This window comes from Nocardioides lijunqiniae, assembly GCF_015024225.1.
GTDB lineage: Bacteria > Actinomycetota > Actinomycetes > Propionibacteriales > Nocardioidaceae > Nocardioides > Nocardioides lijunqiniae.
In genome coordinates this window covers 59109-83324 of sequence record NZ_JACJGM010000015.1, presented here as the reverse complement: position 1 = coordinate 83324, position 24216 = coordinate 59109, and the positions used below count along the sequence as shown (strand labels likewise).

At 73.4% G+C, this 24216-nt stretch carries 28 protein-coding genes; 20 read left to right on the top strand and 8 right to left on the bottom strand.

The features are described 5' to 3' along the window. Nucleotides 1–174: 174 nt before the first annotated feature. Genes hemL through ccsB form a run of 6 tightly spaced genes read left to right on the top strand, consistent with a single transcriptional unit; the run spans nucleotide 175 to nucleotide 6138 of the window. The gene (gene hemL, locus IRQ30_RS11060; protein WP_193612921.1) at nucleotides 175–1506 is read left to right on the top strand and encodes a glutamate-1-semialdehyde 2,1-aminomutase; all 1332 of its coding nucleotides are present in this window, start codon (nucleotides 175–177) and stop codon (nucleotides 1504–1506) included. After that, nucleotides 1503–2183: a histidine phosphatase family protein gene (locus IRQ30_RS11055; protein WP_193612920.1), complete on the top strand. Its 681-nt coding sequence runs from the start codon at nucleotides 1503–1505 to the stop codon at nucleotides 2181–2183. Before hemL ends, IRQ30_RS11055 begins: the two co-directional genes overlap by 4 nt. 2 nt (nucleotides 2184–2185) lie before the next feature. After that, a complete protein-coding gene (locus IRQ30_RS11050; protein WP_193612919.1) occupies nucleotides 2186–2764 on the top strand; it encodes a TlpA family protein disulfide reductase in 579 nt (192 codons plus the stop codon). Beyond that, complete coding sequence (locus IRQ30_RS11045; RefSeq protein WP_193612918.1) at nucleotides 2757–3518, top strand: cytochrome c biogenesis CcdA family protein; 762 nt, start codon at nucleotides 2757–2759, stop codon at nucleotides 3516–3518. The genes IRQ30_RS11050 and IRQ30_RS11045 overlap by 8 nt, the downstream gene beginning before the upstream one ends. Further along, the gene (gene resB, locus IRQ30_RS11040; protein ID WP_338089658.1) at nucleotides 3515–5137 is read left to right on the top strand and encodes a cytochrome c biogenesis protein ResB; all 1623 of its coding nucleotides are present in this window, start codon (nucleotides 3515–3517) and stop codon (nucleotides 5135–5137) included. Before IRQ30_RS11045 ends, resB begins: the two co-directional genes overlap by 4 nt. Then, nucleotides 5134–6138: a c-type cytochrome biogenesis protein CcsB gene (gene ccsB / locus IRQ30_RS11035; protein WP_193612917.1), complete on the top strand. Its 1005-nt coding sequence runs from the start codon at nucleotides 5134–5136 to the stop codon at nucleotides 6136–6138. Before resB ends, ccsB begins: the two co-directional genes overlap by 4 nt. A gap of 120 nt (nucleotides 6139–6258) precedes the next feature. Here ccsB and IRQ30_RS11030 read toward each other — a convergent pair whose 3' ends face one another. Then, nucleotides 6259–6480: a hypothetical protein gene (locus IRQ30_RS11030; RefSeq protein ID WP_193609458.1), complete on the bottom strand. Its 222-nt coding sequence runs from the start codon at nucleotides 6478–6480 to the stop codon at nucleotides 6259–6261. Nucleotides 6481–6524: 44 nt separating this feature from the next. Between IRQ30_RS11030 and IRQ30_RS11025 the strand changes: the two genes are divergently transcribed. Then, nucleotides 6525–6827, top strand: a complete 303-nt coding sequence (locus IRQ30_RS11025) for a DUF4229 domain-containing protein (RefSeq protein WP_193609459.1) — start codon at nucleotides 6525–6527, stop codon at nucleotides 6825–6827. A 3-nt stretch (nucleotides 6828–6830) separates the two neighbouring features. On the opposite strand, the gene IRQ30_RS11020 is transcribed toward IRQ30_RS11025, so the two are convergent. After that, complete coding sequence (locus IRQ30_RS11020) at nucleotides 6831–7025, bottom strand: hypothetical protein (protein WP_193612916.1); 195 nt, start codon at nucleotides 7023–7025, stop codon at nucleotides 6831–6833. 104 nt (nucleotides 7026–7129) lie between these two features. Continuing rightward, nucleotides 7130–8005 (bottom strand): 1,4-dihydroxy-2-naphthoate polyprenyltransferase, encoded by an 876-nt coding sequence (locus IRQ30_RS11015; protein ID WP_193612915.1) that lies wholly within the window; start codon nucleotides 8003–8005, stop codon nucleotides 7130–7132. 95 nt (nucleotides 8006–8100) lie between these two features. Between IRQ30_RS11015 and IRQ30_RS11010 the strand changes: the two genes are divergently transcribed. From IRQ30_RS11010 to menD, 3 genes are read left to right on the top strand one after another with little or no spacing between them, the layout of a single operon-like run. Next, nucleotides 8101–9078 carry an AMP-binding protein gene (locus IRQ30_RS11010; RefSeq protein ID WP_193612914.1) on the top strand — a complete coding sequence of 326 codons (978 nt, stop codon included), beginning with the start codon at nucleotides 8101–8103 and terminating at the stop codon, nucleotides 9076–9078. Nucleotides 9079–9104: 26 nt separating this feature from the next. Further along, nucleotides 9105–10034 (top strand): o-succinylbenzoate synthase, encoded by a 930-nt coding sequence (locus tag IRQ30_RS11005; protein WP_193612984.1) that lies wholly within the window; start codon nucleotides 9105–9107, stop codon nucleotides 10032–10034. Then, nucleotides 10031–11608 carry a 2-succinyl-5-enolpyruvyl-6-hydroxy-3-cyclohexene-1-carboxylic-acid synthase gene (gene menD, locus IRQ30_RS11000; protein WP_193612913.1) on the top strand — a complete coding sequence of 526 codons (1578 nt, stop codon included), beginning with the start codon at nucleotides 10031–10033 and terminating at the stop codon, nucleotides 11606–11608. The genes IRQ30_RS11005 and menD overlap by 4 nt, the downstream gene beginning before the upstream one ends. A gap of 2 nt (nucleotides 11609–11610) precedes the next feature. On the opposite strand, the gene IRQ30_RS10995 is transcribed toward menD, so the two are convergent. Next, entirely contained in the window at nucleotides 11611–12270 is a 660-nt protein-coding gene (locus IRQ30_RS10995; RefSeq protein ID WP_193612912.1) for an alpha/beta fold hydrolase, read from the bottom strand. Between the two features lie 217 nt (nucleotides 12271–12487). On the opposite strand from IRQ30_RS10995, the gene IRQ30_RS10990 reads away from it, so the two are divergent. Then, a complete protein-coding gene (locus IRQ30_RS10990; RefSeq protein WP_193612911.1) occupies nucleotides 12488–13003 on the top strand; it encodes a hypothetical protein in 516 nt (171 codons plus the stop codon). Between the two features lie 7 nt (nucleotides 13004–13010). On the opposite strand, the gene IRQ30_RS10985 is transcribed toward IRQ30_RS10990, so the two are convergent. Beyond that, a complete protein-coding gene (locus tag IRQ30_RS10985; RefSeq protein ID WP_193612910.1) occupies nucleotides 13011–13229 on the bottom strand; it encodes a hypothetical protein in 219 nt (72 codons plus the stop codon). On the opposite strand from IRQ30_RS10985, the gene IRQ30_RS10980 reads away from it, so the two are divergent. Next, the gene (locus tag IRQ30_RS10980; RefSeq protein ID WP_193612909.1) at nucleotides 13228–15093 is read left to right on the top strand and encodes a Na+/H+ antiporter; all 1866 of its coding nucleotides are present in this window, start codon (nucleotides 13228–13230) and stop codon (nucleotides 15091–15093) included. The genes IRQ30_RS10985 and IRQ30_RS10980 overlap by 2 nt on opposite strands. Before the next feature lie 7 nt (nucleotides 15094–15100). On the opposite strand, the gene IRQ30_RS10975 is transcribed toward IRQ30_RS10980, so the two are convergent. After that, on the bottom strand, nucleotides 15101–15601 hold the full coding sequence (locus IRQ30_RS10975) for a GNAT family N-acetyltransferase (protein WP_193609467.1): 501 nt from the start codon (nucleotides 15599–15601) through the stop codon (nucleotides 15101–15103). 26 nt (nucleotides 15602–15627) lie between these two features. Here IRQ30_RS10975 and IRQ30_RS10970 point away from each other — a divergent pair, with 26 nt between their 5' ends. After that, the gene (locus IRQ30_RS10970) at nucleotides 15628–16260 is read left to right on the top strand and encodes an MBL fold metallo-hydrolase (protein ID WP_193612908.1); all 633 of its coding nucleotides are present in this window, start codon (nucleotides 15628–15630) and stop codon (nucleotides 16258–16260) included. A gap of 4 nt (nucleotides 16261–16264) precedes the next feature. Here the strand turns inward: IRQ30_RS10970 and IRQ30_RS10965 are convergent, their stop codons facing one another. Next, the gene (locus IRQ30_RS10965) at nucleotides 16265–17536 is read right to left on the bottom strand and encodes an isochorismate synthase (RefSeq protein WP_193612907.1); all 1272 of its coding nucleotides are present in this window, start codon (nucleotides 17534–17536) and stop codon (nucleotides 16265–16267) included. 58 nt (nucleotides 17537–17594) lie between these two features. On the opposite strand from IRQ30_RS10965, the gene IRQ30_RS10960 reads away from it, so the two are divergent. After that, nucleotides 17595–18215 (top strand): hypothetical protein, encoded by a 621-nt coding sequence (locus IRQ30_RS10960; RefSeq protein WP_193612906.1) that lies wholly within the window; start codon nucleotides 17595–17597, stop codon nucleotides 18213–18215. 10 nt (nucleotides 18216–18225) lie between these two features. On the opposite strand, the gene IRQ30_RS23780 is transcribed toward IRQ30_RS10960, so the two are convergent. Next, a complete protein-coding gene (locus IRQ30_RS23780) occupies nucleotides 18226–19194 on the bottom strand; it encodes a L,D-transpeptidase family protein (protein ID WP_193612905.1) in 969 nt (322 codons plus the stop codon). 123 nt (nucleotides 19195–19317) lie between these two features. Here IRQ30_RS23780 and IRQ30_RS10950 point away from each other — a divergent pair, with 123 nt between their 5' ends. From IRQ30_RS10950 to nuoE, 6 genes are all read left to right on the top strand, one after another. Next, nucleotides 19318–20028, top strand: a complete 711-nt coding sequence (locus IRQ30_RS10950; protein WP_420827605.1) for a demethylmenaquinone methyltransferase — start codon at nucleotides 19318–19320, stop codon at nucleotides 20026–20028. A gap of 265 nt (nucleotides 20029–20293) precedes the next feature. Then, nucleotides 20294–20653 (top strand): NADH-quinone oxidoreductase subunit A, encoded by a 360-nt coding sequence (locus tag IRQ30_RS10945; protein WP_134740139.1) that lies wholly within the window; start codon nucleotides 20294–20296, stop codon nucleotides 20651–20653. Between the two features lie 125 nt (nucleotides 20654–20778). Further along, complete coding sequence (locus IRQ30_RS10940; RefSeq protein ID WP_134740138.1) at nucleotides 20779–21333, top strand: NuoB/complex I 20 kDa subunit family protein; 555 nt, start codon at nucleotides 20779–20781, stop codon at nucleotides 21331–21333. Continuing rightward, nucleotides 21330–22055 (top strand): NADH-quinone oxidoreductase subunit C, encoded by a 726-nt coding sequence (locus IRQ30_RS10935; protein WP_193612903.1) that lies wholly within the window; start codon nucleotides 21330–21332, stop codon nucleotides 22053–22055. Before IRQ30_RS10940 ends, IRQ30_RS10935 begins: the two co-directional genes overlap by 4 nt. Continuing rightward, on the top strand, nucleotides 22055–23395 hold the full coding sequence (locus tag IRQ30_RS10930) for an NADH-quinone oxidoreductase subunit D (RefSeq protein WP_193609474.1): 1341 nt from the start codon (nucleotides 22055–22057) through the stop codon (nucleotides 23393–23395). Before IRQ30_RS10935 ends, IRQ30_RS10930 begins: the two co-directional genes overlap by 1 nt. Then, nucleotides 23392–24204: an NADH-quinone oxidoreductase subunit NuoE gene (gene nuoE / locus IRQ30_RS10925; RefSeq protein ID WP_193612902.1), complete on the top strand. Its 813-nt coding sequence runs from the start codon at nucleotides 23392–23394 to the stop codon at nucleotides 24202–24204. Before IRQ30_RS10930 ends, nuoE begins: the two co-directional genes overlap by 4 nt. Nucleotides 24205–24216: the final 12 nt, after the last annotated feature.

Sequence of the window (24216 nt, the reverse complement as noted above, 5' to 3'; positions counted from 1 at the left end):
ACGCGGAGGTGAGCAGTCGATGGACCGGACGTCGCCGGCGCCTCCCGAGCCTGGGACGAGTATGCGCCTCGTCGGGCCCGCAGTACACAGCGGGAGTGGGATGCGTCACACCGCCCGCTCCGCCGCGGTGGAGCCGATTGCCCGCACGTTGGTCGCCTCGGCGACAATGAAGGGGTGACGCCTCCAGAGCCCGCCCCCGAGTCCGCCGCGCTGTTCGCGCGGGCCCGCGCGGTCACCCCGGGCGGGGTCAACTCCCCGGTCCGGGCCTTCAACGCCGTCGGGGGCACGCCCCGCTTCATCCGCTCCGCGGCCGGCGCGTGGCTGACCGACGTCGACGGACACGAGTACGTCGACCTGATCTGCTCGTGGGGCCCGATGCTGCTCGGGCACGCCCACCCCGAGGTGCAGGCGGCCGTGAGCGCAGCGGTCTCGCGCGGCACGTCGTACGGCACGCCCACCGAGCCCGAGGTCCTGCTCGCCGAGGAGATCGTGGACCGGGCGCCGGTCGAGCGGGTGCGGTTCGTCTCCTCCGGCACCGAGGCCACGATGTCGGCGATCCGGCTGGCCCGCGGCTTCACCGGCCGCGACGTCGTCGTGAAGTTCGCCGGCTGCTACCACGGCCACGTCGACTCCCTCCTGGCCTCCGCCGGGTCCGGGCTGGCGACGTTCGCGACGCCGGGCACGCCCGGGGTTCCGGCGTCCTCGACCGAGCTCACGCTCGTGCTGCCCTACAACGACCGCGCCGCCGTCGAGCAGGTCTTCGCCGAGCACGGCGACCGGATCGCGTGCCTGGTCACCGAGGCCGCCCCCGGCAACATGGGGGTCGTCCCGCCCGAGCCCGGCTTCAACCGCTTCCTCGCCGAGACCTGCACCCGGCACGGCGCGCTGTTCGTCAGCGACGAGGTGATGACCGGGTTCCGCGCCACCCGCCAGGGCCAGTGGGGACTCGACGGCGCCGTCGAGGGCTGGCGCCCCGACCTCGTGACGTTCGGCAAGGTCATGGGCGGCGGCTTCCCGGCCGCGGCCTTCGGCGGCCGCGCCGACGTGATGGCCCGGCTCTCGCCCGAGGGACCCGTCTACCAAGCCGGCACGCTCTCGGGCAACCCGGTCGCGACCACCGCCGGGCTCACCACCCTGCGCCTGGCCACCGACGAGGTCTACGCCCACATCGGCTGGGCCGCCGACACGATCAAGACCGCGGCTGCCGAGGCCCTGACCGCGGCCGGCGTGCCGCACGTCGTGCAGAGCGCCGGCACCATGTTCTCGGTGTTCTTCACCGACCCCGCCGACGGGCCCGTGCGCGACTTCGCGGCCGCCTCGCGCACCGACGCCGTCGCCTACGCCGCCTTCTTCCACGCCATGCTCGACCGGCAGGTCTACCTCCCGCCGTCGGCGTACGAGGCGTGGTTCCTCTCCTCCGCCCACGACGAGCGGGCCGTCCAGACCGTGCTCGACGCCCTCCCGCACGCCGCCGCCGCGGCCGCCGCCTCCCAAGGAACCCGATGAGCCAGACGCCCGACACGATCGTCCACCTGATGCGCCACGGCGAGGTCTACAACCCCGAGGGCGTGCTCTACGGGCGCCGCGACGGCTTCCACCTCTCCGAGCTGGGCCGGCAGATGGCCCAGAAGGTCGCCGACACCGTCAAGGACCGCGACATCGTGCACCTGCGGGTCTCGCCGCTGGAGCGCGCCCAGGAGACGGCCGCGCCGCTGGCGACGCTCCGGGGTCTCGACATCGTCACCGACGAGCGGATCATCGAGTCGACGAACGTGTTCGAGGGCAAGCGCTTCGGCGAGGGCGACGGCACCCTGAAGAACCCCCGGAACTGGCGCTACCTCTACAACCCGTGGAAGCCGTCGTGGGGCGAGCCCTACCGCGACGTCGTGGTGCGGATGATGTCGGCGGTGCGCGATGCCCGCGAGGCCGCGGCGGGCCACGAGGCCGTGCTCGTCTCCCACCAGCTGCCGATCTGGATCACCCGCCTGCACGCCGAGAAGCGGTCCTTCCTGCACGACCCGCGCAAGCGCCAGTGCACCCTCACCTCGCTGACGTCGCTGCACTTCGTGGGCGACCGGCTCACCCAGGTCTCCTACAGCGAGCCCGCGGGCGACCTGATCCCCGTCGCCGACAAGAAGGCGCCGTTCTCCGCCGGCGGCGCCCGCCAGGAGCACCGTCCCTGACCATGCCCCTGCCGTCCGCGCTGCGTCGTACCGCCTCGCTGCTCGCCGTCGCCGTCCTGGCGTCGGGGTGCACCGGCCTGCAGGGCACCGGTGACGGCGACTACGTGCCGGGCGCGGTCGGCAACAACGCCAGCGAGGTCGCGGTCGACGACCGCGAGGCGCCGGTGGACCTCGACGGCACGACGCTCGACGGCGAGAGCCTCGAGCTCGACGACCTGCGGGGCGAGGTCGTCGTCGTCAACGTGTGGTGGTCCGGCTGCGCGCCCTGCCGCTCCGAGATGCCGATGCTGGTGGAGGCCTCGGCCGACCTCGACGCGACGTTCGTCGGGATCAACATCCGCGACCAGAGCGACGCCGCGGCGCGTGCCTTCGAGGAGCGCTACGACGTCACCTACCCCTCCATCTTCGACCCCGGCAGCGAGACCCTGCTGGCCTTCGGCAAGCGGTACTTCCCGCGCTCCATGCCCAGCACGGTCGTCCTGGACCGCGACGGCCGGGTCGCCGCGCTGGTGAGCGGGGTCATCCCGTCGCGGACCACCCTCGACACGATCGTCGAGAAGGTCGCTGCCGAAGATGGGTGAGTGGTTCCAGACCCAGGCCTCCGGCGGCTCGCTGGCCCTGGCCCTCCCCGTCGCGCTCGTGGCGGGGCTGGTCTCGTTCTTCTCCCCGTGCGTCATCCCGCTGCTGCCGGGCTACCTCTCCTACGCCACCGGACTGTCCGGCGCCGACCTCGCCTCGGGTGAGGGCGACGCGCGGCGCGGCCGGATGGTCCTCGGCTCCGTGCTCTTCGTGCTCGGCTTCGCGGCGGTGTTCGTGGCCATCGGCACGGCGATCGGCTCGGTCGGCTACTGGCTGCGCACCTGGCAGGACGAGATCACGATCGGCCTGGGCGTCCTCACCATCCTCTTCGGCCTGGCCTTCGCCGGGCTGATCCCGTTCCTCCAGCGCGACTGGCGCGTCCACCGGGTCCCCTCGGTGGGGCTCGCGGCCGCGCCGCTGCTGGGCGTGCTCTTCGGCCTGGGCTGGACGCCCTGCATCGGCCCGACGCTCGGCGCCATCACCGCGCTGTCCTTCAACGAGGCCACCGCCGGCCGGGGCGCGCTGCTGTCGGCGGTCTACGCGCTCGGCCTCGGCATCCCGTTCGTGGTCGTCGGTCTCCTCTACAGCCGCGCCCTGGGTGCGATCGCGTTCGTGCGGCGGCACCAGGCGTGGGTGACCCGCGCCGGCGGGCTGATGCTCGTCGTGGTCGGCGTCCTGCTGGTCACCGGCTGGTGGGACGTCGCCGTGACCTGGGTGCAGGGCGAGCTGGTCTCCGGCTTCGAGGTGAGCGTGTGAGCACCGCGCCCCCCGACACCCGCCCCGAGGCCCGCGAGCGGCGCGCCGGCGAGCTGAGCCCGCGCGAGCTGGGCCGGTGGCTCTGGCGCCAGCTGACCTCGATGCGCACCGCGCTGATCCTGCTGCTCATGCTCGCCCTCGCGGCGGTGCCCGGCTCGATCATCCCGCAGGAGGGCGTCGACTCGGTCAAGACCGCCCGCTGGCAGGACGAGCACCCGACGCTCACGCCGATCTACGAGAAGCTGAGCCTCTTCTCGGTCTACGACTCGCCGTGGTTCTCGGCGATCTACCTGCTGCTGATGATCTCGCTCGTCGGCTGCATCATCCCGCGCACCTTCGTCTACCTGCGCGCGATCCGCGCCGCCCCGCCCGCGGCCCCCCGCAACCTCGGCCGGCTGCCCGACCACACGTCGTACGAGACCGACGAGGAGACCCGCGCCGTGCTCGAGCGCGCGCGGGCGGCGCTGAAGGACCGCGGCTACCGGCTGCGGCCCGACGACGGCAGCGACGCCGTGAGCGCCGAGCGCGGCTACCTGCGCGAGGTCGGCAACCTGCTCTTCCACCTGTCGGTGGTCGTCGTGCTGGTCGCCTTCGCCATGGGTGGGCTGTTCGGCTTCCGCGGTGGCGCGATCATCGTGCAGGGCACGACGTTCACCAACACGCTGACCCAGTACGACGACTTCGAGCCCGGGCAGCTGTTCTCCGCCGGCCAGATGGACCCCTTCACCTTCCGCTTCGACGACTTCGACGTCGAGTGGCAGAACACCCCGCGCCGCGGCGTGCTGGCCCGCGCGTTCAAGGCCGGGCTGACCTACCGGGAGACGCCGGACGCGGCCGAGAAGTCCTACGACCTGCGGGTCAACCACCCGCTCAGCGTCGGCGACACCGACGTCTTCCTCATCGGCCACGGCTACGCGCCGGTCATCACGGTCAAGGACGGCAACGGCGAGGAGGTCTTCAACGGGCCGGTGCCGTTCCTGCCGCAGGACCAGACGTTCCTGTCGTTCGGCGTGCTGAAGGTCCCGGACTCCCCGACGGGCGAGATCGGCCTCGAGGGGCTGTTCTACCCGACCTTCCAGCTCGCCGACGGCAACCCCGTCACGATCTACCCCAACGACGCCAACCCGCTGATCTCGATGCAGGTCTACACCGGCGACCTCGGCCTGGAGACGTCGTCGCAGTCGGTCTACGACCTCGACAAGACCAACGCCGAGCAGCTGCTCACCGACGACGGCAAGCCGCTGCGCCTCGACCTCGAGCTGGGGGAGAGCGCGACGCTGCCCGACGGTCTCGGGACCGTGACCTTCGACGACGTCCGCCCGTGGACCCGCATCCAGTTCAGCCAGAGCCCCGGCAAGGAGGTGGCGCTCGTCGGCGTCGTCCTGGCCCTGGTCGGGCTGCTGGGCTCGCTCTTCATCCGCCCCCGCCGCGTCTGGGTTCGCGCCCGTCGCGAGGGGGGTGTCACGATGGTGGAGGTCGCAGCGCTCGACCGCTCCGGCGGCGGGGACGTGGTCCCCGTGCTCGAGGAGCTGGTCGGCGAGCTGCGGACCGCCGTACCGACCGGCACAGCAGGCACGACACGCGACACACGCGAGGACGAGGGTAGGAACGACACATGACCAACTCAGCGTGGGAGACCCTGAGCGACCAGGCGGTCGCCGTGGCGGGGGTCGTCTACTTCCTGGCCCTGCTCGCCCACCTGGTCGAGTGGGCCTCGCTGCGCGAGGTCGCGCCGGCGACCGCGGGTGCCGGCGCTGCCGGCGCTGCTGACGGGGAGGGCGGGACCGGCTCGGTCGCCGTCGACACCGGACCCGACCGCGGGGCCGAGCGCGAGCGCCGCGTGGCGCTCTTCGGCCGGCTCGGGCTGCTCCTCACCGGGCTCGCCTGCGCGGTGCACCTGGTCGCGCTCGTGGGGCGCGGCCTGGCCGCCGACCCCAACCGGGTGCCCTGGGGCAACATGTACGAGTTCACGGTCTCGGGCACCTTCGTCGTGACGCTGATGTACCTCGTGCTGCACCGCCGCTTCTCGCTCGCGTGGATGGCGCCGTTCGTCACCGCCTTCGTGCTGAGCACGCTGATGATCGCGGTGATCTGGCTGCACAGCGAGGTCACCCCGCTCACCGAGGCGCTCAACTCCTACTGGCTCGTGATCCACGTCGTGTCGGCGGTCATCGCCACCGGCGCGTTCACGCTCGGCGGCATCCTGTCGGCGGCGTACCTGGTCAAGGACCGGCGCGGCGAGGCCACCACGGGTCCGCTGGCCCGCGTGCCGTCGCTCGCGACGCTGGACCGGGTGTCCTACCGGATCCACGCCTTCGCCTTCCCCGTCTGGACCTTCGCGGTGCTGATCACCGGTCCGATCTGGGCGCACGAGGCGTGGTCGTCGTACTGGAACTGGGACCCCAAGGAGGTGTGGGCGTTCATCACCTGGGTCGTCTACGCCGCCTACCTCCACGCCCGCTCGACCGCCGGCTGGAAGGGCCGCAACGCCGCCATCCTCGCGCTCGTCGGCGTCGCCACCCTGTGGTTCAACTTCATCGGCATCAACTTCTTCTCCACCACCACCCAGCACGGGTACGCCGAGTCCGCCCCGGCGTTCGTCGAGCCTGTTGGGCGCTGAGCGGGGGCAGGGTTTTCAGCAGATGCTGAAAACCCTGACGTTCTGGGCCAGAACTTCGGCCCAGAACGTCAGGGAAAAGCCCAGAAGCGTCGCGGTGCGAGGACGGCCGGGCCGATGACGCTAGGCGTCGGGGTCCTCCGGGCGCTCGGGGTGGCGCCGCTTGCGGTCGAGGTCACGCAGGAAGTCCTCGTCGTCGTCAGGTCCCAGGACTCGCGGGGGAGGCTGCGGACGGCGCCGCTGCAGCGGGGCACGCCCGCCGCCGGGGCCGCGCTGCTGCAGCAGCCGGGTGACGACGTAGACCGCCACGGCGAACAGCGCCACGATGACCAGGAACTTGAGCACCCCTCAAGAGTAGGCGGCACCTGGTCACGAACTACCCTGGCAGCGTGAAGGAGTTCGCTGTCTATACCGCCCTGCGCCTCGCGCTGTTCCTCGGGTCGTTCGCGATCGTGTTCGGGGCATGGTTCGCGGTGACCGAGGACGTGCCCCTCGTGTGGGCCGTCGTCCTCGCGTTCGTGATGAGCGGCATCGGCTCCTACTTCCTCCTCAGCGCCCAGCGGGAGGCCTTCGCGCGGCGGGTCGAGGCGCGCGCCGGCGCCGCGACCGCGCGGTTCGAGGAGATGAAGGCCAAGGAGGACGCCGAGGACGCCCAGGGCTCCGATGGCCCGTCCTCGAGCGACCGCCCGTAGCGGCTACCGCTTGCGGCGGTTGAGCTGCCGGTCGACGCGACCCTCCGACTGCCCGAGGATCCGGGCGAGAAGCGGGACCCGCATCCGATAGGCCACGACTCCGACGACCACCAGCGCGACGAGGATGAAGAACCACATGCCCTCGAGCGTACGCCGCACGCGTGCGGCGTACGCGGTGGCGAGCAGGCGCCGGGTCACCGACCCGGATCTCGGGCGGAGCTTCTGGGCATTTCCCTGACGTTCTGGGGCGGAACTTCGGCCCAGAACCACAGGGTTTTCAGCATCTGCTGGTAAACCTGCCGCTACCCGCGCACCACCAGCGCGGCGGCGACGAGTGCGGCCCAGGCGAGCTCGGCGACGCCGGTCTGCTGGAGGACCGGCACCAGGGTGGGGCCGGTGGCGCCGCCGAGGACCGTGCGCAGGGCCGGGAGCGTCGGCACCAGGAAGAGCAGCCCGACCAGCACCCACCACGACGTCGCGGCGGCGACAGCCACGACCGCGGCCGCCGCGGCCAGCACGAGCAGCAGGTAGAGCGCGCGGGTGCGCGGCGCGCCGAGCCTGACGGCGAGCGTGCGCTTGCCGGCCACGGTGTCGGTCGGGATGTCGCGCAGGTTGTTGACGACGAGGATCGCGCAGGCGAGCGCGCCCACGCCGACGCCGGCGTACAGCGCGGCCCAGTGCCACTCCTCGGTCTGCACGTAGGTCGTGCCGACCACCGCGACCAGCCCGAAGAAGACGAAGACCATGACCTCGCCGAGGCCGAGGTAGCCGTAGGGCGTCGATCCGCCGGTGTAGTACCAGGCCGCGACCACCGCGACCGCGCCCACGGCCAGCAGCCACCAGGCGGTGGTGGCGGCGAGCACCAGCCCGGCCACGCCGGCGACGCCGAAGGCCAGGAACGCCGCCCGCTTGACCGCTCCCGGGCTCGCGACGCCCGATCCGACGAGCCGCATCGGGCCCACCCGGTCGTCGTCGGTGCCGCGGATGCCGTCGGAGTAGTCGTTGGCGTAGTTGACCGCCACCTGCAGCGCCAGGCTCACCACGAGGGCCAGCAGCGCCTTCCACCACACCAGCTGGTCGTCGTACGCCGCCACGCCGGTGCCCGCCAGGACCGGCGAGACGGCAGCGGGGAGGGTGCGGGGTCGCGCGCCGGCGAGCCACTGAGCGGGGGAGGCCACGAGCAGTGATTCAACCGCAGCCGGGCCGCGATCGGCGGCGCGGGTCGCCGACGGCGCGTGCCGGCAGCAGACCACGCCGCACTAGCGTGGAGCACATGGACGAGGCGGCGAGCACGGTCGACGCGCTCCGGCGCTGGCTGGACGCACCCGGCGAGCCCGAGCCGTGGGTCGTGGAGACGTCCGGATCCACCGGCCGGCCCAAGCGCGTGGCCCTCGCGCGACGCGCCGTGCTGGCGTCGGTGACGGCCAGCGCCCGACGGCTCGGCGCCGGTGGCCGCTGGGTGCTGGCGCTCCCCCCGACGTACGTCGCCGGCCTGCAGGTCCTCGCCCGCTCGCTCGTGGCGGGGCACGAGCCCGTGCTCGACGCGACGTGGCCGCGCGAGGGGACGTGGTTCACCTCGCTGGTGCCCACCCAGCTGCACCGTGCCCTCGAGGACCCCGACCGGCTCGCGGCCCTGCGCACCGCCCACACGATCCTGCTCGGCGGCGGCCCGATCGACCCTGCGCTGCGCCGCCGCGCCGCGGACGAGGGCCTGCGGGTCGTCGCGACGTACGGCGCCGCCGAGACCGCCGGCGGCTGCGTCTACGACGGCATGCCGCTCGACGGCGTCGCAGTGGCGCTCGGCGAGGGCGGCCGGATCCGCATCGGCGGCCCCACGCTCTTCGACGGCTACGTCGGCGACCCCCAGCTGACCGCCGAGGCACTGGTCGACGGCTGGTACCTCACCCAGGACGCCGGCCGCCTCGACGAGGACGGCCGCCTGCAGGTGCTGGGCCGCCTCGACGACATGCTGGTCAGCGGCGGCGTCAACGTCCCGGCGGCCGCGGTCGCCGCCCGGCTGCGCGAGCACCCCGACGTCAGCGCCGCCGAGGTGCTGGGCGTCCCCGACGAGGAGTGGGGCACCCGCGTGGTGGCCTTCGTGGCCGGTCGGCTGTCGCTGGACGACGCGCGCGACTTCGTGGCCGAGCGCCACCCGCGGTCGTGGGCGCCGCGGCAGCTGGTCGCGCTGGACGCGCTGCCGCTGCTGGCCAACGGCAAGGCCGACCGCGTCGCGCTGCGGGACCTGGCGTGAGCGGGCTCGCGGTCTTCAGCATCCCGATGCGCACGCGCTTCCGCGGCATCACGGTGCGCGAGGGTCTGCTGGTCCGCGGAGAGGCCGGCTGGGGGGAGTGGAGCCCCTTCCTGGAGTACGACGCCGAGGTCGCCGAGCCCTGGCTGCGCTGCGCGGAGGAGGCCGCCGCGGGCGACTGGCCCGCGCCGGTCCGCGACCGGGTCCCGGTCAACGTCACCGTGCCCGCCGTCGGGCCCGAGCAGGCCCACGCCATCGTGACCGCGGGCGGCTGCACGACCGCCAAGGTGAAGGTCGCCGAGCCGGGACAGACCCTCGCCGACGACGAGGCGCGCCTGGAGGCGGTGCGCGACGCGCTCGGCGCGGGCGGCGCGGTGCGGGTCGACGCCAACGGCGGCTGGTCCGTCGACGAGGCGGTCGCCGCGGTCGCCGCGCTCGACCGGGCCGCGGGCGGCCTGGAGTACGTCGAGCAGCCGTGCGCGAGCGTGCAGGACCTGGCCGCCGTACGTCGCCGGGTCGGCGTGCCGATCGCCGCCGACGAGTCCATCCGGCGGGCCGCCGACCCCTACCTGGTGCGCGACCTCGAGGCCGCCGACATCGCCGTGCTCAAGGTCCAGCCGCTCGGCGGGGTGCGCGCCTGTCTGCGGATCGCCGAGGACATCGGGCTGCCCGTCGTGGTGTCGTCGGCGCTGGAGACCTCGGTCGGGATCGCCGCCGGCGTGGCCCTGGCCGCGGCCCTGCCCGAGCTGCCCTACGCCTGCGGGCTGGCGACCGTGCAGATGTTCACCGCCGACGTGGTCGTCGACTCCCGGCTGCCCGTCGACGGCGCCCTGCCCGTCGGGGCCGCGCCGGTCGACGAGGCACTGCTCGCGGCCGTCGCCGCCGACCCGGCGCGGGTCGCGCACTGGGAGTCCCGGCTGGCCGAGGTGCGGGCCCTGCGGCAGGATCGTCGCTCGTGACCGACCCGTCGACCGAGCTCGCGCGAGGGCTGCTGGCGACCCTGGTGGAGGCCGGCGTCACCGAGGTCGTGGTGGCGCCCGGGTCGCGCAACGCGCCGCTCTCGTTCGCGGCGCTGGGCGCCGCCGCGGGGGGTGCGGTGCGGCTCCACACGCGCATCGACGAGCGCAGCGCCGGCTTCCTGGCGGTCGGCCTCACCCGCAGCCACGCCCGCGCCGCCGTCGTCTGCACCTCCGGCACCGCGGTCGCCAACCTGCACCCGGCCGTGCTGGAGGCGGCCCACGCCGGCCTGCCGCTCGTCGTGGTCACGGCCGACCGGCCGGCGCGGCTGCGCGGCACCGACGCCAACCAGACGACCGACCAGGTCGGCGTCTTCGGGCGCCTGGTGCCCACGGTCGACGTCGCCGACCCGGCCGCGGTCGTCCTCGCCGAGGCCGGGCCCACCCACCTCAACGTGCAGCTCGACGACCCGCTCGTCCCCGACGGCGGCTGGACGCTCGGGCCGGTCGCGTCACCGGAGCCGCACTGGTCCGCCGACCACCCCGAGGCCACCGAGCTCCCGCTCGGCCCGCGCACGGTCGTGGTCGCGGGCGACGACGCCGCCCAGGGCGCGCGCCAGCTGGCCGAGTCGGCGGGGTGGCCGCTCCTGGCCGAGCCCACGAGCGGCTCGCGCACCGGCGACCACGCCCTGCGCTGCTACCGCCTGCTGCTCGACACCGACCTCGGGCGCCGCATCGAGCGCGTGGTGGTCTTCGGCCGCCCGACGCTCTCCCGGCCCGTGACCCGCCTCCTCGGTCGCCGCGACGTCGAGGTGTGCTCGGTGCCGGCGCGCGGCGTGTGGTCGCAGCGCCCCTACGCCGTGGCGCTCACCGCCCCCGCGTTCGCGGTCTCCGCCGCGGACGACCCGGCCTGGCTCGCCGAGTGGCGCGACGCCGACCGCTCCGTGGCGGCCCGGCTCGACGCGCTGCTCGCCGCCGAGCCGGACCTCACGCCGTACGAGGTGGCGGGGGCGGTCACCCGCGCGCTGCCGCCGGGCGGGCAGCTGGTCGTGGGGGCGTCGAGCCCGATCCGCGACCTCGACCTGATGGTGCGTCCCTACCCCGTGGGCAGCCGACGCAAGACGATCGCCAACCGCGGGCTCTCCGGCATCGACGGCGTGGTCTCGACCGCGATCGGCGCCGCCCTGGGCCGGTCCTCGGACGCGCCGACGTACGCGCTCATGGGCGACGTGACGTTCCTCCACGACAGCAACGGGCTGGTGCTCGGGCCCGACGAGCCCCGCCCGGACCTCACGATCGTCGTGGTCAACGACGACGGCGGCTCGATCTTCACGATGCTCGAGCAGGGCGCCCCCGAGCACGCCGCGGCGTTCGAGCGGCTCTTCGGCACCCCGCACCGCGTCGACCTCGCGGCGCTGTGCGCCGCCACCCGCACGCCCCACTGGCGCGTCGAGAGCCTGCCCGAGCTCGAGCAGGCCCTCGCCTCCCCGAACGGCGGCATCGAGGTCGTCGAGGTGCGCGTGCGCCGAGACAACCGGCGCGAGCTGGACGCCCGGATCCGCGCCCTCGGCGCCTGAGCTCAGGCGGTCAGCGACCGGGCCAGCCGCAGGACCTCGTCGGCCACGGCCGCGGGCTCGTGCAGGGCGTGCAGGTGGCCGCCGGGCATCGTCGACACCGGCCACCCCCGGCCGCGCGCGAAGGCCAGCTCCTCGGCGTAGGTGTCCCCGAAGCCGAGGTACGCCGCCGGGCGGTTCGCCCAGCCGGCCGGCACCGGCACCCGCTGGGTGAAGTACGACAGCGGCAGCCGCGGCTGCTCGGCCGCCACGGCCGCGCGCGCGGCGTCGTCGGGGAAGAGGCCGTCGGTGTCGTCCCACCACGCCGTCCACGGCGGCAGCAGCCCGTCGTCGTCGGCCAGGCCGCGCAGGAAGTCCAGGAACCCCGCCGGAGCCAGCGCGGTGTCCGGGCTCCCCGTGGGCAGGGCGGCGTCGACGTAGACGGTGGCGGAGACGTGGACCAGCTCGCCGAGGCGGGGCGCGTAGAGACCCGCGTTGCTGTGGGGCACGAGCACCACCGGGCCGTCGCCGCCGGCGGCCCCCACGACGGCGTCGAGCACGCCGGCGACCGTGCGTCGTACGAGGGGGACGTGGGTGGCGTCGTGCCCGCGCTCGCGCAGCCGGTCGACCACGGGTGACCACGTCGCCGGCCCGAGCAGGGGGCTGGGGACGAGGACCAGGTGCACGCGCCGACCGTACCGGCAGCTGTCGCGCAGGAGGTTCTGGGCATTTCCCTGAGGTTCTGGGCCGTTGTTCCGGCCCGGAGGCGCCGGGTTTTCAGCAGATGCTGGTAAACCTGCCCGCCGCACGCCGCCCGCGCCACCCCCTCCCACGAGCTCCGCGGACGTCGCTAGGGTGGGGCGCTCTCGGGGTCCCGAGCCTCTCTCGAAGTCTGGTGCCCACATGCGTGCTCGTCCCGTGCGGTCCGCCGCCACGGCGTGCCTGCTGCTGACCCTCGCGGCGTGCGGCGGAGGCGGTGGCGACGACGCCGCCGGCGGCGCGGAGGGCGACCCGGCCCGGGGTGCGGCGGCCGCCCTGCAGGTCCCCTCGGACGCGCCGAGCGTCAGTGCCGACGACGCCGCCGCCTACGACGCGGCCATGCGCGACATGAGCTCGGCGTTCGACGCGTTCACCGCCGACTACGCCGTCGCCAGCGAGAGCCGGGACGGCGCCGGCGTGGTCGCGGCCGCCGGCGCGCTGCGCGACGCCGTGTCCGACTTCGACGACGTCGTGCGCTCCCTCGACCTGGAGCCCGTGCAGTCCCTGGCCGACCGCCTGCTGCGCTACCACGCCGACGTCGTGGAGATGCTCGACGAGGTGCCCCGGGCGCGCACGGCGGCCCGCGCGATCCGGATCATGGAGATGCTGCCCTACCAGGACTACGTCGCCGCCTACGAGGCGCTCGCGCGGGCCATCTGAGCAGCGGTCACCCCGCGGTGGGCGCCCCTCCGGCGGATAGGCTGGGGAGGTGGCCGTCGACTCGCAGACCCCTGGTGCGCACGAGGATCTGGAGCTCGACCGCCGGCTCCTCGTCGGGGACCAGCGGGTCCTCGTCGCCGACGACGCCCGGGCGCGGGTCGAGCAGCTCGAGAGCCCGGGTCGCCGACCGGCCGGCGACGGTGTGACGAGCCCGAGGGACTGACATGGAGATCGCGTTCTTCCTCGTGGCCCTCGCGGTCGCGGTCCTGGCCGTCACCGCCCTGGCCGAGCGGGTCGACCTGCCGCCGCCGCTGGTCCTGATCGCGGTCGGCGTCGCGGCGTCGTACGTCCCGGGCATGCCCGAGGTGCACCTCGAGGCCGAGGTGGTCCTGCTGGGGCTGCTGCCGCCGCTGCTCTACGCGACCGCGATCCAGACGTCGCTGGTCGACTTCAACGCCAACCGGCGCACCATCTTCCTGCTGTCGGTCGGCCTCGTGGTGTTCACGACCGCGGGCATCGGCGCGCTGGTGCACGCCCTGGTGCCCGGCATCGGCTGGGCCGCGGCCTTCGCGATCGGCGCGGTCGTGGCGCCGCCGGACGCGGTGGCCGCCACGGCGATCGCCCGCCGGATCGGGCTGCCGCGCCGCATCGTCACGATCCTCGAGGGCGAGTCGCTGCTCAACGACGCCACGGCGCTGGTGGCCCTGCGCACGGCCATCGCGGCGGGCGGCACGGGCATCACGGCCATGAAGGTCGGCGAGGACTTCCTGCTCGCGGCTGGCGGCGGCGTCGCCATCGGCGTCGGCTTCTTCCTGCTCGTCGCGATGCTGCGCAAGCGCATCACCGACCCCCTGATGGACACCGCCATCTCGCTGGTCGTGCCGTTCGCGGCGTTCGTCATCGCCGAGCGGATCCACGCCTCCGGCGTGATCGCGGTGGTCATCGCCGGCCTGCTGCTCGGGCACAAGGCGCCCATCGTGCAGACGGCGCAGTCGCGCATCGCCGAGCGGGTCAACTGGCGCACGATCGCCTTCCTGCTCGAGAACGCCGTCTTCCTGCTGATCGGCCTGCAGGCCGAGTGGCTCTTCCGCGACGTCGAGCGCAGCGAGCTGTCGGCCGGCCGGATCGTCACCGTCTGCGCCGCCACGCTCGCCGGGGTCATCGCGCTGCGGATGGTCTGGGTCTTCGTCACCCGCTACCTGCTCGTGCGGCCCGGGGCCGACCCGGTCACCGGCAAGGTCCCGCCCTGGACGTTCACGCTCGTGCTCGGCTGGGCCGGCATGCGCGGGGTGGTCACCCTCGCCGCGGCGTTCCTGATCCCCGACGACACCGAGCACCGCGAGGTGCTGCTGCTCATCGCGTTCACGGTGGTGGCCGGCACCCTGTTCATCCAGGGGCTGACCCTGCCCTGGCTGGCCCGGCGGCTGGAGGTGCCCGCGCCGGACCCGATGGACGACGCGCTGGCCCGGGCGACCCTGCTCCAGCAGGCCTCGAAGGCAGGCTTCGCCAAGCTCCAGGAGCTCGAGTACGACGACCCGCACGGCGTCGTCGACCTGATCCGCCAGCGCATCGACCAGCGCAACTTCGCCGCCTGGGAGCGGCTCGGCACCACGGTGGACGAGGAGAGCCCGAGCGACCTCTACGCCCGCATCCGCCTGGACATGATCGAGGCCGAGAGGCGCCGGGTCCTCGAGATCCGGTCCTCGGGGACGGTGGCCTCCGACGTGGTCGCCAACGTGCTGGCGATGCTCGACGTCGAGGAGTCGATGCTCGACAACGCCACCCAGCAGCGGCAGGAGATCCGGGCCGTGACGGGCCGCCGACGGCGTACCGGCGAGCAGTGCGACCACCTGCTCTCCGCCCCGACGGTCGAGACCGTCGCCGACCCTGTCTGCCGGCGCTGCCTGGAGGACGGGACCCGGTGGGTGGCGCTGCGCCAGTGCCTCACGTGCGGCGAGGTGGGCTGCTGCGACTCCTCTCCCGGTCAGCACGCGACCGAGCACTTCCACGAGAGCACGCACCCGGTGATGGAGTCCGCCGAGCCCGGCGAGGACTGGCGGTGGTGCTACGTGCACCACCTCACGGCGTGATCGTCGATCAGGTGCCGGCGCGGACCATCCGCACGTGCCGGCCCTCGTCGTGCTCGTCCTCGGTGCCGTCGAGGCGGAACCCCTGCCGCTCGTAGAAGCGGATCGCGCGGTCGTTGGACGCCAGCACCCACAGGTACGCCGCCCGGTCGCCGAGCGCCTCCTCGAAGAGCACGTAGCCGACCCCGGTGCCCCACCAGGCGGCGCGCACGTAGAGCGCCCACAGCTCCAGCTCGGTGTCGACGTCGTTGTCGCGGCCCGGGCCCGCGGACACGAAGCCCACCAGCCCGTCGGGCCCGACGGCCAGCCGGGTCCGCCCGGCGCCGTCGCCCTCGAGGATGGTGCGCCAGCGCTCGACGCGCTCCTCGACCGCCGTACGACGGTCGTCGAGGATCTGCTGGGGCATCAGCCCGGTGTAGGCGTCGTCCCAGACGTCGACGTGGAGGTGGGCGAGGGCCTCCGCGTCGTCCGGGGTGGCCAGGCGGACGGAGACGTCGTGAACGTTCGGCACGCCCCGAGCATAGGTAGTGTCGGGCCATGCGGATCACGAAGTTCGGGCACGCGTGCGTGCGGATCGAGCACGACGGTGCGGTCGTCGTCCTGGACCCCGGCGTCTTCACCGACGCCGAGGCCGTCGAGGGGGCGACGGCGGTGCTGATCACCCACGAGCACCCCGACCACTACCACCCCGACCACCTGCGCGCCTGTGACGCACCGGTCTTCACGATCGACGCCGTCGCGGCCCGGCTGCGCGAGGACGCGCCCGACGTCGCCGAGCGGCTGACGGTCGTGGCGCCGGACGACCAATTCGACGTGGGCGTCCCCGTGCGCGCCGTCGGCGAGCTGCACGCGGTCATCCACGACGACTACCCGCGCTTCCACAACAGCGGCTACCTCCTGACCGTGGACGGCACGACCGTCTTCCACCCCGGCGACGCGCTCACCGTGCCCGACACGGCGGTCGACCTGCTGCTCGCCCCGGCGTCCGCGCCGTGGCTCAAGCTCAGCGAGGCGGTCGACTTCGTCCGGGCCGTCGGCGCGCCGCGCAGCCTGGCGATCCACGACCGCGTCTACTCCGAGGTCGGCCTCGGCATGGTCGAGCAGCACATGGGCAACCTGCTCGGCGACAGCCAGGAGTTCGTCCGGCTCGCCGACGGCGCCGACCTGTAGCCGCTCAGCTCCCGGCGAGGGCGTCGCGCACGGGCACGAACTTGGCCTGCGCCTCGGCGAGCTCCGCCTCGGGGTCGGAGTCGGCCACGATGCCGCAGCCGGCGAAGAGCCGCACGGTGTCGCCGACGACCTCGGCGGAGCGCAGCGCGATGCCCCACTCGCCGTCGCCGTTGGCGTCCATCCAGCCCACCGGACCCGCGTAGCGACCGCGCGCCATGCCCTCGATCTCGTCGATCAGCTCGGTGGCGACCACGGTCGGCGTGCCGCCGACGGCCGCCGAGGGGTGGAGCGCCTCGGCGAGCTGCAGCGACGACACGGTGCCGGCGTCGTGGACGACGCCGTTGACGTCGGTGGCGAGGTGCATGACGTTGGGCAGGTGCAGGACGAACGGCGCCTCGGGCACGTTCATCGACGAGCAGTGCGGCTCGAGGGCGTCGGCGACCGACCGGACGGCGTACTCGTGCTCCTCGAGGTCCTTCGACGACCGGGCCAGCGTGGCGGCGAGCGCGAGGTCGCGCTCGTCGTCGCCGGTGCGCCGGATGGTGCCGGCGAGGACCCGGGAGGTGACCAGGCCGCGCTCGCGCCGCACCAGCATCTCGGGGGTGGCGCCGAACATCCCGTCGACGTGGAAGGTCCAGCACATCGGGTAGGACTCGGTGAGCCGGTGCACCGGCCAGCGCACGTCGATCCGCTCGTCCGCCCGGACGACGAGGTCGCGCGCGAGCACGACCTTCTCCAGGTCGCCGGCGCTGATGCGGGCGACGGCGTCGGCCACGACCGACATCCACTGCTCGCCGTTCAGCGCACCGTCGGCGAAGCTCACCGCGCTCGGCGGGAGGGGCGCCTCGGCCGGGGCCACCGTCGGGGTCGGGGCGGGGGAGCCGGTGGTCGAGATCGTGGTCAGCCACGCGCGGTCGCCGCGACGACCGACGACGACCTCGGGGAGCACGAGCACCGAGTCGCCGGGCAGGTCGCCGAAGGCGAAGGAGCCGAAGCAGACCGGGCCGGTGCCCGGCTCGCCGACGGAGTCGTCGACGTCGGCGCGGGCGATGGTCTCGCGCCACCACTTGTCGGCGTCGGAGAAGCGGGTGGGACCGCTCGAGCGGAGCACCGCGGCCTCGCCCCAGCCGACCAGGCCGTCGCCACGGCGCAGCCAGGCAACCGGGTGGTCCGCGGGGAGCAGGGAGACGAGCGAGACGGCCTCGGCCAGGTCCAGGGCGACGGTGCGCGCGACCAGCGAGGGTGCGGGACCGCTCGGGGTCGCAGGACTCGTCACGGCGTCGAGCCTACCCAGCGGTGGCGCCGCCCGGGGCGGACGTGGGTAACGTCACCGCGTGACCGATTCCGCACGTGGCTCCCGTCCCTTCGTCCTCGGGCTCGTCGGCGGCATCGTCGTCCTGGGCCTGCTCTTCGCGTTCACGGTCCTCCTCCCCAAGAGCGGCGGCGGCGAGCCGGACGCGCTGCCCGACTCCCTGCCGGGAGGGCTGCGGGCCTCCGACGTGGTGCGCGACCAGGACGACGCCGAGCAGCAGGGCCGCGCGGAGGACTTCGCCGAGCGCCAGCGCGGCGTCAACGAGTCGGGAGCCGAGCAGCTCGAGGAGCTCTTCGACGCGCCGGCCGCCGTCCGCACCTACCAGGACGAGCAGCTCCAGCGGCAGGCCACGATCACCGTGGTCGAGACCGGCGCGGGCCCGTTCCTGCCCAACGGCCCGCCCTTCGACCCCGCGTTCGTCGACCTCGAGCGCAACGTCAGCGACCTGGTGAAGGTCGGCGACGGCGTCTGCGCCCTCTACTACCAGCAGCCGGTCCCCGAGGGGCAGGACGTCCCCGCCGACCAGGACCAGCCCCAGGCGCTGCAGTGCCAGCTCGGCGCCGACGGCGCGACGTACCAGCTCTTCGGCCGCGGCCTGGACGCCGACGAGGCCGTCGAGATCCTCGAGGGCCTCGCCGACTGAGCCGGCCCGCTCAGGAGCGGTAGACGATCACCGTGTCGCCCACCCGCACCTGGTCGTAGAGCCAGGCGATCGCGTCGTGGTCGCGCACGTTGACGCAGCCGTGAGAGGCGCCGGCGTAGCCGACCGCCGCGAAGTCCGGTGAGTAGTGCACGGCCTGGCCGCGCGAGAAGAACATCGCGAACGGCATCGAGGTCTCGTACAGGCTCGAGACGTGGTCGCGGCTCTTGGAGTCGACCGCGAACCGGCCCTCGCGGGTCGGGGTGGCCGGCCCGCCGAACCGGGTGTCGACCGTCTTGAGCACCTGGCCGTCGACGACCCATCGCAGCGTGCTGCTGGTCTTGTCGATGCACAGGGCGCGCCCGGTGCGGCAGCGCGGGTCGAGCGCGCCGGGGCTGTTGCCGCCGAGCTGGTTGGTCAGCTCGGCCTCGGTGGGCGAGCTGGTCATCGCGTGCAGCCGGTCCAGGGTGCGGCGGTCGACCTCCCCGGTCGCGGGGATCTCGCGCTTGGCCTGGAAGCCGCGGACGGCGGTGGCGGTGACGTCGCCGTAGAAGCCGGTGACGTCGGCCTCGAACCAGTCGATCTGGCGCAGCCGGGCCTGCAGGTCGCGGACCTCGTCGCCCTGGTCGCCGTCGCCCAGCAGGCGCGGGCCCGGGCGGAGCTGCGGCTCCGGCTGGGGCGCCGGCGCCGGCGCGGAGTCCGGGGTGGTCGGCGTCTCCGGCGTCGGGGTGGGCGTCGGCACCGGGGACGGCGACGCGTCGGCGTCCGCACCCGGCGCCGGTGACGACGGGGCCGGCGTCGGCGTCGGTACGCCGCCGGGCCGTCCGGGCTGCGCGCCGGGGTCGGTGCCGGGCCGCTCGCCCTGCGCGGGGGTCGAGCGCGGGGCGTCGGCCGATCGGGTGGCCCAGCCCACGCCCAGGGCGGCTCCGGACAGCAGGGCGGCGACGACGACGGTCGTCGCGAGGCGGCGGACGAGCAGCATGGCGGTTCCTTCTCGAGCAGGTGGTGGTACCCAGGTGACGCTGCTCGGGCCGAGGAGGTTGCGGGGCCGGGCCCGGAACCTTCCCGTCGTGACCAACCCGTTACCGGCTGCGGCGCACACCCCGTGCACCCGTACGCTCTGCGAGTGGCCCGTGCAGAGCTCGACAAGCAACCCACCGACGTCCGTCGGATGTTCGACGCGGTCGCCCGCCGCTACGACGTCACCAACGACGTGCTCTCCCTCGGCCAGGACCGGCGCTGGCGCCGGGACGTGATCGAGGCCGTCGACCCGCAGCCGGGCGAGCGCGTGCTCGACCTCGCCGCCGGCACCGGCACCTCCAGCCAGCCCTTCGCCGACCGCGGCGCCGTCGTGGTGCCGTGCGACTTCTCGCTGGGCATGCTGCAGGTGGGCAAGCGGGCCCGCCCCGCGCTGCCGTTCACGGCCGGCGACGGCACCCGGCTGCCGTTCGCCGACGCGACCTTCGACGCGGTCACGATCTCGTTCGGGCTGCGCAACATCGTCGACCCCACCGCCGGCCTCGCCGAGATGCTGCGCGTGACCCGCCCCGGCGGGCGGCTCGTGGTCTGCGAGTTCAGCCACCCCACCTGGGCGCCGTTCCGCACCGTCTACATCGAGTACCTCATGAGGGCGCTGCCGCCGATCGCCCGTGCGGTCTCGTCCTCGCCCGACGCCTACGTCTACCTCGCGGAGTCGATCCGGGCCTGGCCCGACCAGCGCCGCCTCGCCGACCAGGTCGCGGCCGCCGGCTGGCGCTCGCCCGAGTGGCGCAACCTCTCGGGCGGCATCGTCGCCCTGCACCGCGCCACCAGGTAGCGCTGCTCGCCCTAGCACGGGACCGACCCGAGCGGGCTCCGGAAGCTGCGTGACGGTGCCCACAGGCCCCTCACCAGCGGGTTCGTCGCTCCGGCAATTAAGCAACGTTGTCGTGCGCTAAATGCCCAGGTGAGAAGGGGTGTCGGGGTGGCGCCCCTGGGTGTGACGAGCGACGCCGCGAGTGGCAGGATGTGGGCTGCGCCACCTAGTGATTCGCTTCACAAAGTCACAATCCGGGCGTGCCAGCACCAGGGAAGGACTGCGGATGGAGCTCTACACGCCGGTACTGGCGCTGGCCATCCTCGCGGCACTGTTCGCGATCGGCTCCGTGGCCATGAGTGCCGTGGTCGGACCCAAGCGCTACAACCGGGCCCGCCTGGACTCCTACGAGTGCGGCATCGAGCCGACGCCCCAGCCAGTCGGCGGCGGCCGGTTCCCGGTGAAGTACTACATCACCGCGATGCTGTTCATCGTCTTCGACATCGAGATCATCTTCCTCTACCCGTGGGCCGTGCGCTTCGACGCGATGGGGTTCTTCGGCCTGGTCGAGATGGTCGTCTTCATCGCCACCGTGTTCGTCGCCTACGCCTACGTATGGCGCCGCGGCGGACTCGAGTGGGATTGAGGGCCACGATGCACGCACTCCGCCGGCGTTGTCGTCACTCGACGACCGCTTCGCTCTTCAGGTCGCCTTCGCTCCTCCGCCTTGGCGGAGCACGCGCCTCGCGGCCCTCAACCGGAGGTAACTAGATGGGTATCGAGGAGAAGCTTCCGAGCGGCGTCCTGCTGACGACCGTCGAGGGCGTGGCCGGCTACATGCGCAAGGCGTCGTTCTGGCCCGCGACGTTCGGGCTGGCCTGCTGCGCCATCGAGATGATGACCAGCGGCGGCCCCAAGTACGACCTGGCCCGCTTCGGCATGGAGGTCTTCCGGGCCAGCCCGCGCCAGGCCGACCTGATGATCGTGGCGGGACGCGTGAGCCAGAAGATGGCACCGGTCCTGCGCCAGATCTACGACCAGATGCCCGGCCCCAAGTACGTCCTCGCCATGGGCGTCTGCGCCAGCAGCGGCGGCATGTTCAACAACTACGCCATCGTGCAGGGCGTCGACCACGTCGTCCCCGTCGACATGTACCTCCCCGGCTGCCCGCCGCGACCGGAGATGCTGATCGACGCGATCCTCAAGCTGCACGACCAGGTGCAGGCCACCAAGCTGGGCGTCAACCGCCTCGCGGAGATCGAGACGCTCGAGACCGCCGCGCTGACCGCGCTGCCCACCTCCGCGATGCGGGGTCAGCTGCGATGAGCGAGGGCCAGAAGGACGTCGTCCCCGAGCCGAAGCCGCCCGAGCAGCCCGCGGTCGAGCAGTCCCCGGAGAACGTCCCGGCGCCCCCGGGCGAGGTCACCGCGGTCGGCGCCCGCACCGGCATGTTCGGCGCCTCCGGAACCCCCGACACCAGTGGGTACGGCGGTCTGGTCGCCCCGATCGTCTTCCCCGGCCCGGCCCAGCGCCCCTACGGCGGCTGGTTCGACGAGGTCGCCGACGCGCTCGAGGGCCACCTCGGCCACGTCGTGATCCACCGCGGCGAGCTCACCCTCCACGTGCAGCGCGACCAGCTGCTGCACGTCGCGCAGACCCTGCGCGACGACCCGCGGCTGCGCTTCGAGCTCTGCTCGGGCGTCAGCGGGGTGCACTACCCCGACGACGCCGGCCGCGAGCTGCACGCCGTCTACCACCTGCTCTCGATGACGCACAACCGTCGGGTCAGGGTCGAGGTCAGCGTCCCCGACGGCGACGCGCACATCCCCTCGCTGGTGGGCATCTACCCCACCACCGACTGGCACGAGCGCGAGACCTACGACATGTTCGGGATCGTGTTCGACGGCCACCCGGCCCTCACCCGCATCCTCATGCCCGACGACTGGCCGGGCCACCCCCAGCGCAAGGACTACCCGCTGGGCGGCATTCCCGTGGAGTACAAGGGCGGCACCATCCCGCCGCCCGACCAGCGCAGGAGCTACAACTGATGGCCACCGACCAGGACATGTACGCCGGCAGCAGCGACACCAGCGAGGGCCGCGTCTTCACCGTCACGGGCCAGGACTGGGACCAGATCGTCGAGGGCCTCGCCGAGGAGGCCGACGAGCGCGTCGTCGTCAACATGGGTCCCCAGCACCCCTCCACCCACGGGGTGCTCCGGCTGATCCTCGAGCTCGAGGGCGAGACGGTCACCGAGGCCCGCTGCGGCATCGGCTACCTCCACACCGGCATCGAGAAGAACATGGAGTACCGCTCCTGGGTGCAGGGCACGACGTTCGTCACCCGCATGGACTACCTCAGCCCGTTCTTCAACGAGGCGACGTACTGCCTGGGCGTCGAGCGGCTGCTCGACATCGAGGACCAGATCCCCGAGAAGGCCAGCGTCATGCGGGTCCTGCTCATGGAGCTCAACCGGATCTCCTCGCACCTGGTCGCCATCGCCACCGGCGGCATGGAGATCGGCGCGCTCACGGTCATGACCATCGGCTTCCGCGAGCGGGAGCTGGTGCTCGACCTGTTCGAGCTGATCACCGGCCTGCGCATGAACCACGCGTTCATCCGCCCCGGCGGAGTGGCGCAGGACCTGCCCCCGGGCGCGCTCGACGAGATCCGCGGCTTCATCGCCCTGATGAAGAAGCGCCTCCCCGAGTACGCCGCGCTGTGCAACGCCAACCCGATCTTCAAGGCCCGCCTCGAGGGCGTCGGCCACCTCGAGCTCGACGGCGTGCTCGCGCTCGGCATCACCGGCCCCGTGCTGCGCAGCACCGGCTACGGCTGGGACCTGCGCAAGACCGAGCCCTACTGCGGCTACGAGGACTACGACTTCGACGTCCAGACCTGGGACACCGCCGACTCCTACGGGCGCTTCCGGATCCGGCTCAACGAGATGTGGGAGTCGCTCAAGATCGTCGAGCAGGCCGCCGACCGCCTGGCCGGCCTCGAGGGCGCCCCGGTGATGGTCGCCGACAAGAAGATCGCCTGGCCCAGCCAGCTCGCGATCGGCAGCGACGGCATGGGCAACAGCCTCGACCACATCCGCCACATCATGGGCGAGTCCATGGAGGGCCTGATCCACCACTTCAAGCTGGTGACCGAGGGCTTCCGGGTCCCGCCCGGCCAGGCCTACGTCCCGATCGAGTCGCCGCGCGGCGAGCTCGGCGCGCACATCGTCTCCGACGGTGGCACCCGCCCGTTCCGCGTGCACTACCGCGACCCGTCCTTCACCAACCTGCAGGGCACGAGCGTGATGAGCGAGGGCGGCATGGTCGCCGACGTCATCGTCGCCATCGCCTCGATCGACCCCGTGATGGGAGGCGTCGACCGATGACGCTGACGCAAGAGACGCACGACGAGCTGCGCGCGATCGCGGCCCGCTACCCCGAGGCCCGCTCCGGCCTGCTGCCGATGCTGCACCTCGTGCAGTCGGTGGAGGGACGGGTGACGCCGGAGGGCATCGAGGCGTGCGCCGCGATCCTCGGCATCACCGCGGCCGAGGTCAGCGGCGTGGCGACGTTCTACACGATGTACAAGCGCAAGCCGGTCGGCGACTACCACGTCGGGGTGTGCACCAACACGCTCTGCGCGGTCATGGGCGGCGACCTGATCTTCGAGCGCCTCAAGGGCCACCTCGACGTCGGCAACGACGAGACGACCGAGCGACGCCCCGAGGACAAGGCCAGCATCACCCTGGAGCACATCGAGTGCAACGCGGCGTGCGACTACGCGCCGGTGATGATGGTCAACTGGGAGTTCATGGACAACATGACCCCGCAGTCGGCCACCCAGCTGGTCGACGACCTGCGCTCCGGCGCCGAGGTCCACTCCACGCGCGGGCCGCGCCTCGGCACCTGGCGCGAGGCCGAGCGGGTGCTCGCGGGCTTCCCCGACGGCCGCGCCGACGAGGGCCCCTCCGCCGGACCGGCCAGCCTGGCCGGCCGCGAGATCGCCCGCGAGCGTGGCTGGACCGCCCCGTCCTCGAACGGCACTGCGGGCGAGACCGCCGGCGAGGTCCCGGAGGAGCCGGCCCAGCGCGAGCAGGCCGTCGCCGAGAGCGACGACACGGTGGCCGAGCAGGCCGTCGTCGAGGACAAGAGCCCCAGCGGCGAGACCGCCGCAGACAAGGACGAGGCCCAGTGAGCGACTCAGTGA

Bases quoted from the DNA above. Each gene is read 5' to 3' on its own strand.
- IRQ30_RS11055 (WP_193612920.1), top strand. From the start codon at position 1,503: ATGAGCCAGACGCCCGACACGATCGTCCACCTGATGCGCCACGGCGAG.
- IRQ30_RS11050 (WP_193612919.1), top strand. From the start codon at position 2,186: ATGCCCCTGCCGTCCGCGCTGCGTCGTACCGCCTCGCTGCTCGCCGTC.
- IRQ30_RS11045 (WP_193612918.1), top strand. From the start codon at position 2,757: ATGGGTGAGTGGTTCCAGACCCAGGCCTCCGGCGGCTCGCTGGCCCTG.
- ccsB (WP_193612917.1), top strand. From the start codon at position 5,134: ATGACCAACTCAGCGTGGGAGACCCTGAGCGACCAGGCGGTCGCCGTG.
- IRQ30_RS11010 (WP_193612914.1), top strand. From the start codon at position 8,101: ATGGACGAGGCGGCGAGCACGGTCGACGCGCTCCGGCGCTGGCTGGAC.
- IRQ30_RS11005 (WP_193612984.1), top strand. From the start codon at position 9,105: ATGCGCACGCGCTTCCGCGGCATCACGGTGCGCGAGGGTCTGCTGGTC.
- IRQ30_RS10990 (WP_193612911.1), top strand. From the start codon at position 12,488: ATGCGTGCTCGTCCCGTGCGGTCCGCCGCCACGGCGTGCCTGCTGCTG.
- IRQ30_RS10980 (WP_193612909.1), top strand. From the start codon at position 13,228: ATGGAGATCGCGTTCTTCCTCGTGGCCCTCGCGGTCGCGGTCCTGGCC.
- IRQ30_RS10985 (WP_193612910.1), bottom strand. From the start codon at position 13,229: ATGTCAGTCCCTCGGGCTCGTCACACCGTCGCCGGCCGGTCGGCGACC.
- IRQ30_RS10970 (WP_193612908.1), top strand. From the start codon at position 15,628: ATGCGGATCACGAAGTTCGGGCACGCGTGCGTGCGGATCGAGCACGAC.
- IRQ30_RS23780 (WP_193612905.1), bottom strand. From the start codon at position 19,194: ATGCTGCTCGTCCGCCGCCTCGCGACGACCGTCGTCGTCGCCGCCCTG.
- IRQ30_RS10945 (WP_134740139.1), top strand. From the start codon at position 20,294: ATGGAGCTCTACACGCCGGTACTGGCGCTGGCCATCCTCGCGGCACTG.
- IRQ30_RS10940 (WP_134740138.1), top strand. From the start codon at position 20,779: ATGGGTATCGAGGAGAAGCTTCCGAGCGGCGTCCTGCTGACGACCGTC.
- IRQ30_RS10935 (WP_193612903.1), top strand. From the start codon at position 21,330: ATGAGCGAGGGCCAGAAGGACGTCGTCCCCGAGCCGAAGCCGCCCGAG.
- IRQ30_RS10930 (WP_193609474.1), top strand. From the start codon at position 22,055: ATGGCCACCGACCAGGACATGTACGCCGGCAGCAGCGACACCAGCGAG.
- nuoE (WP_193612902.1), top strand. From the start codon at position 23,392: ATGACGCTGACGCAAGAGACGCACGACGAGCTGCGCGCGATCGCGGCC.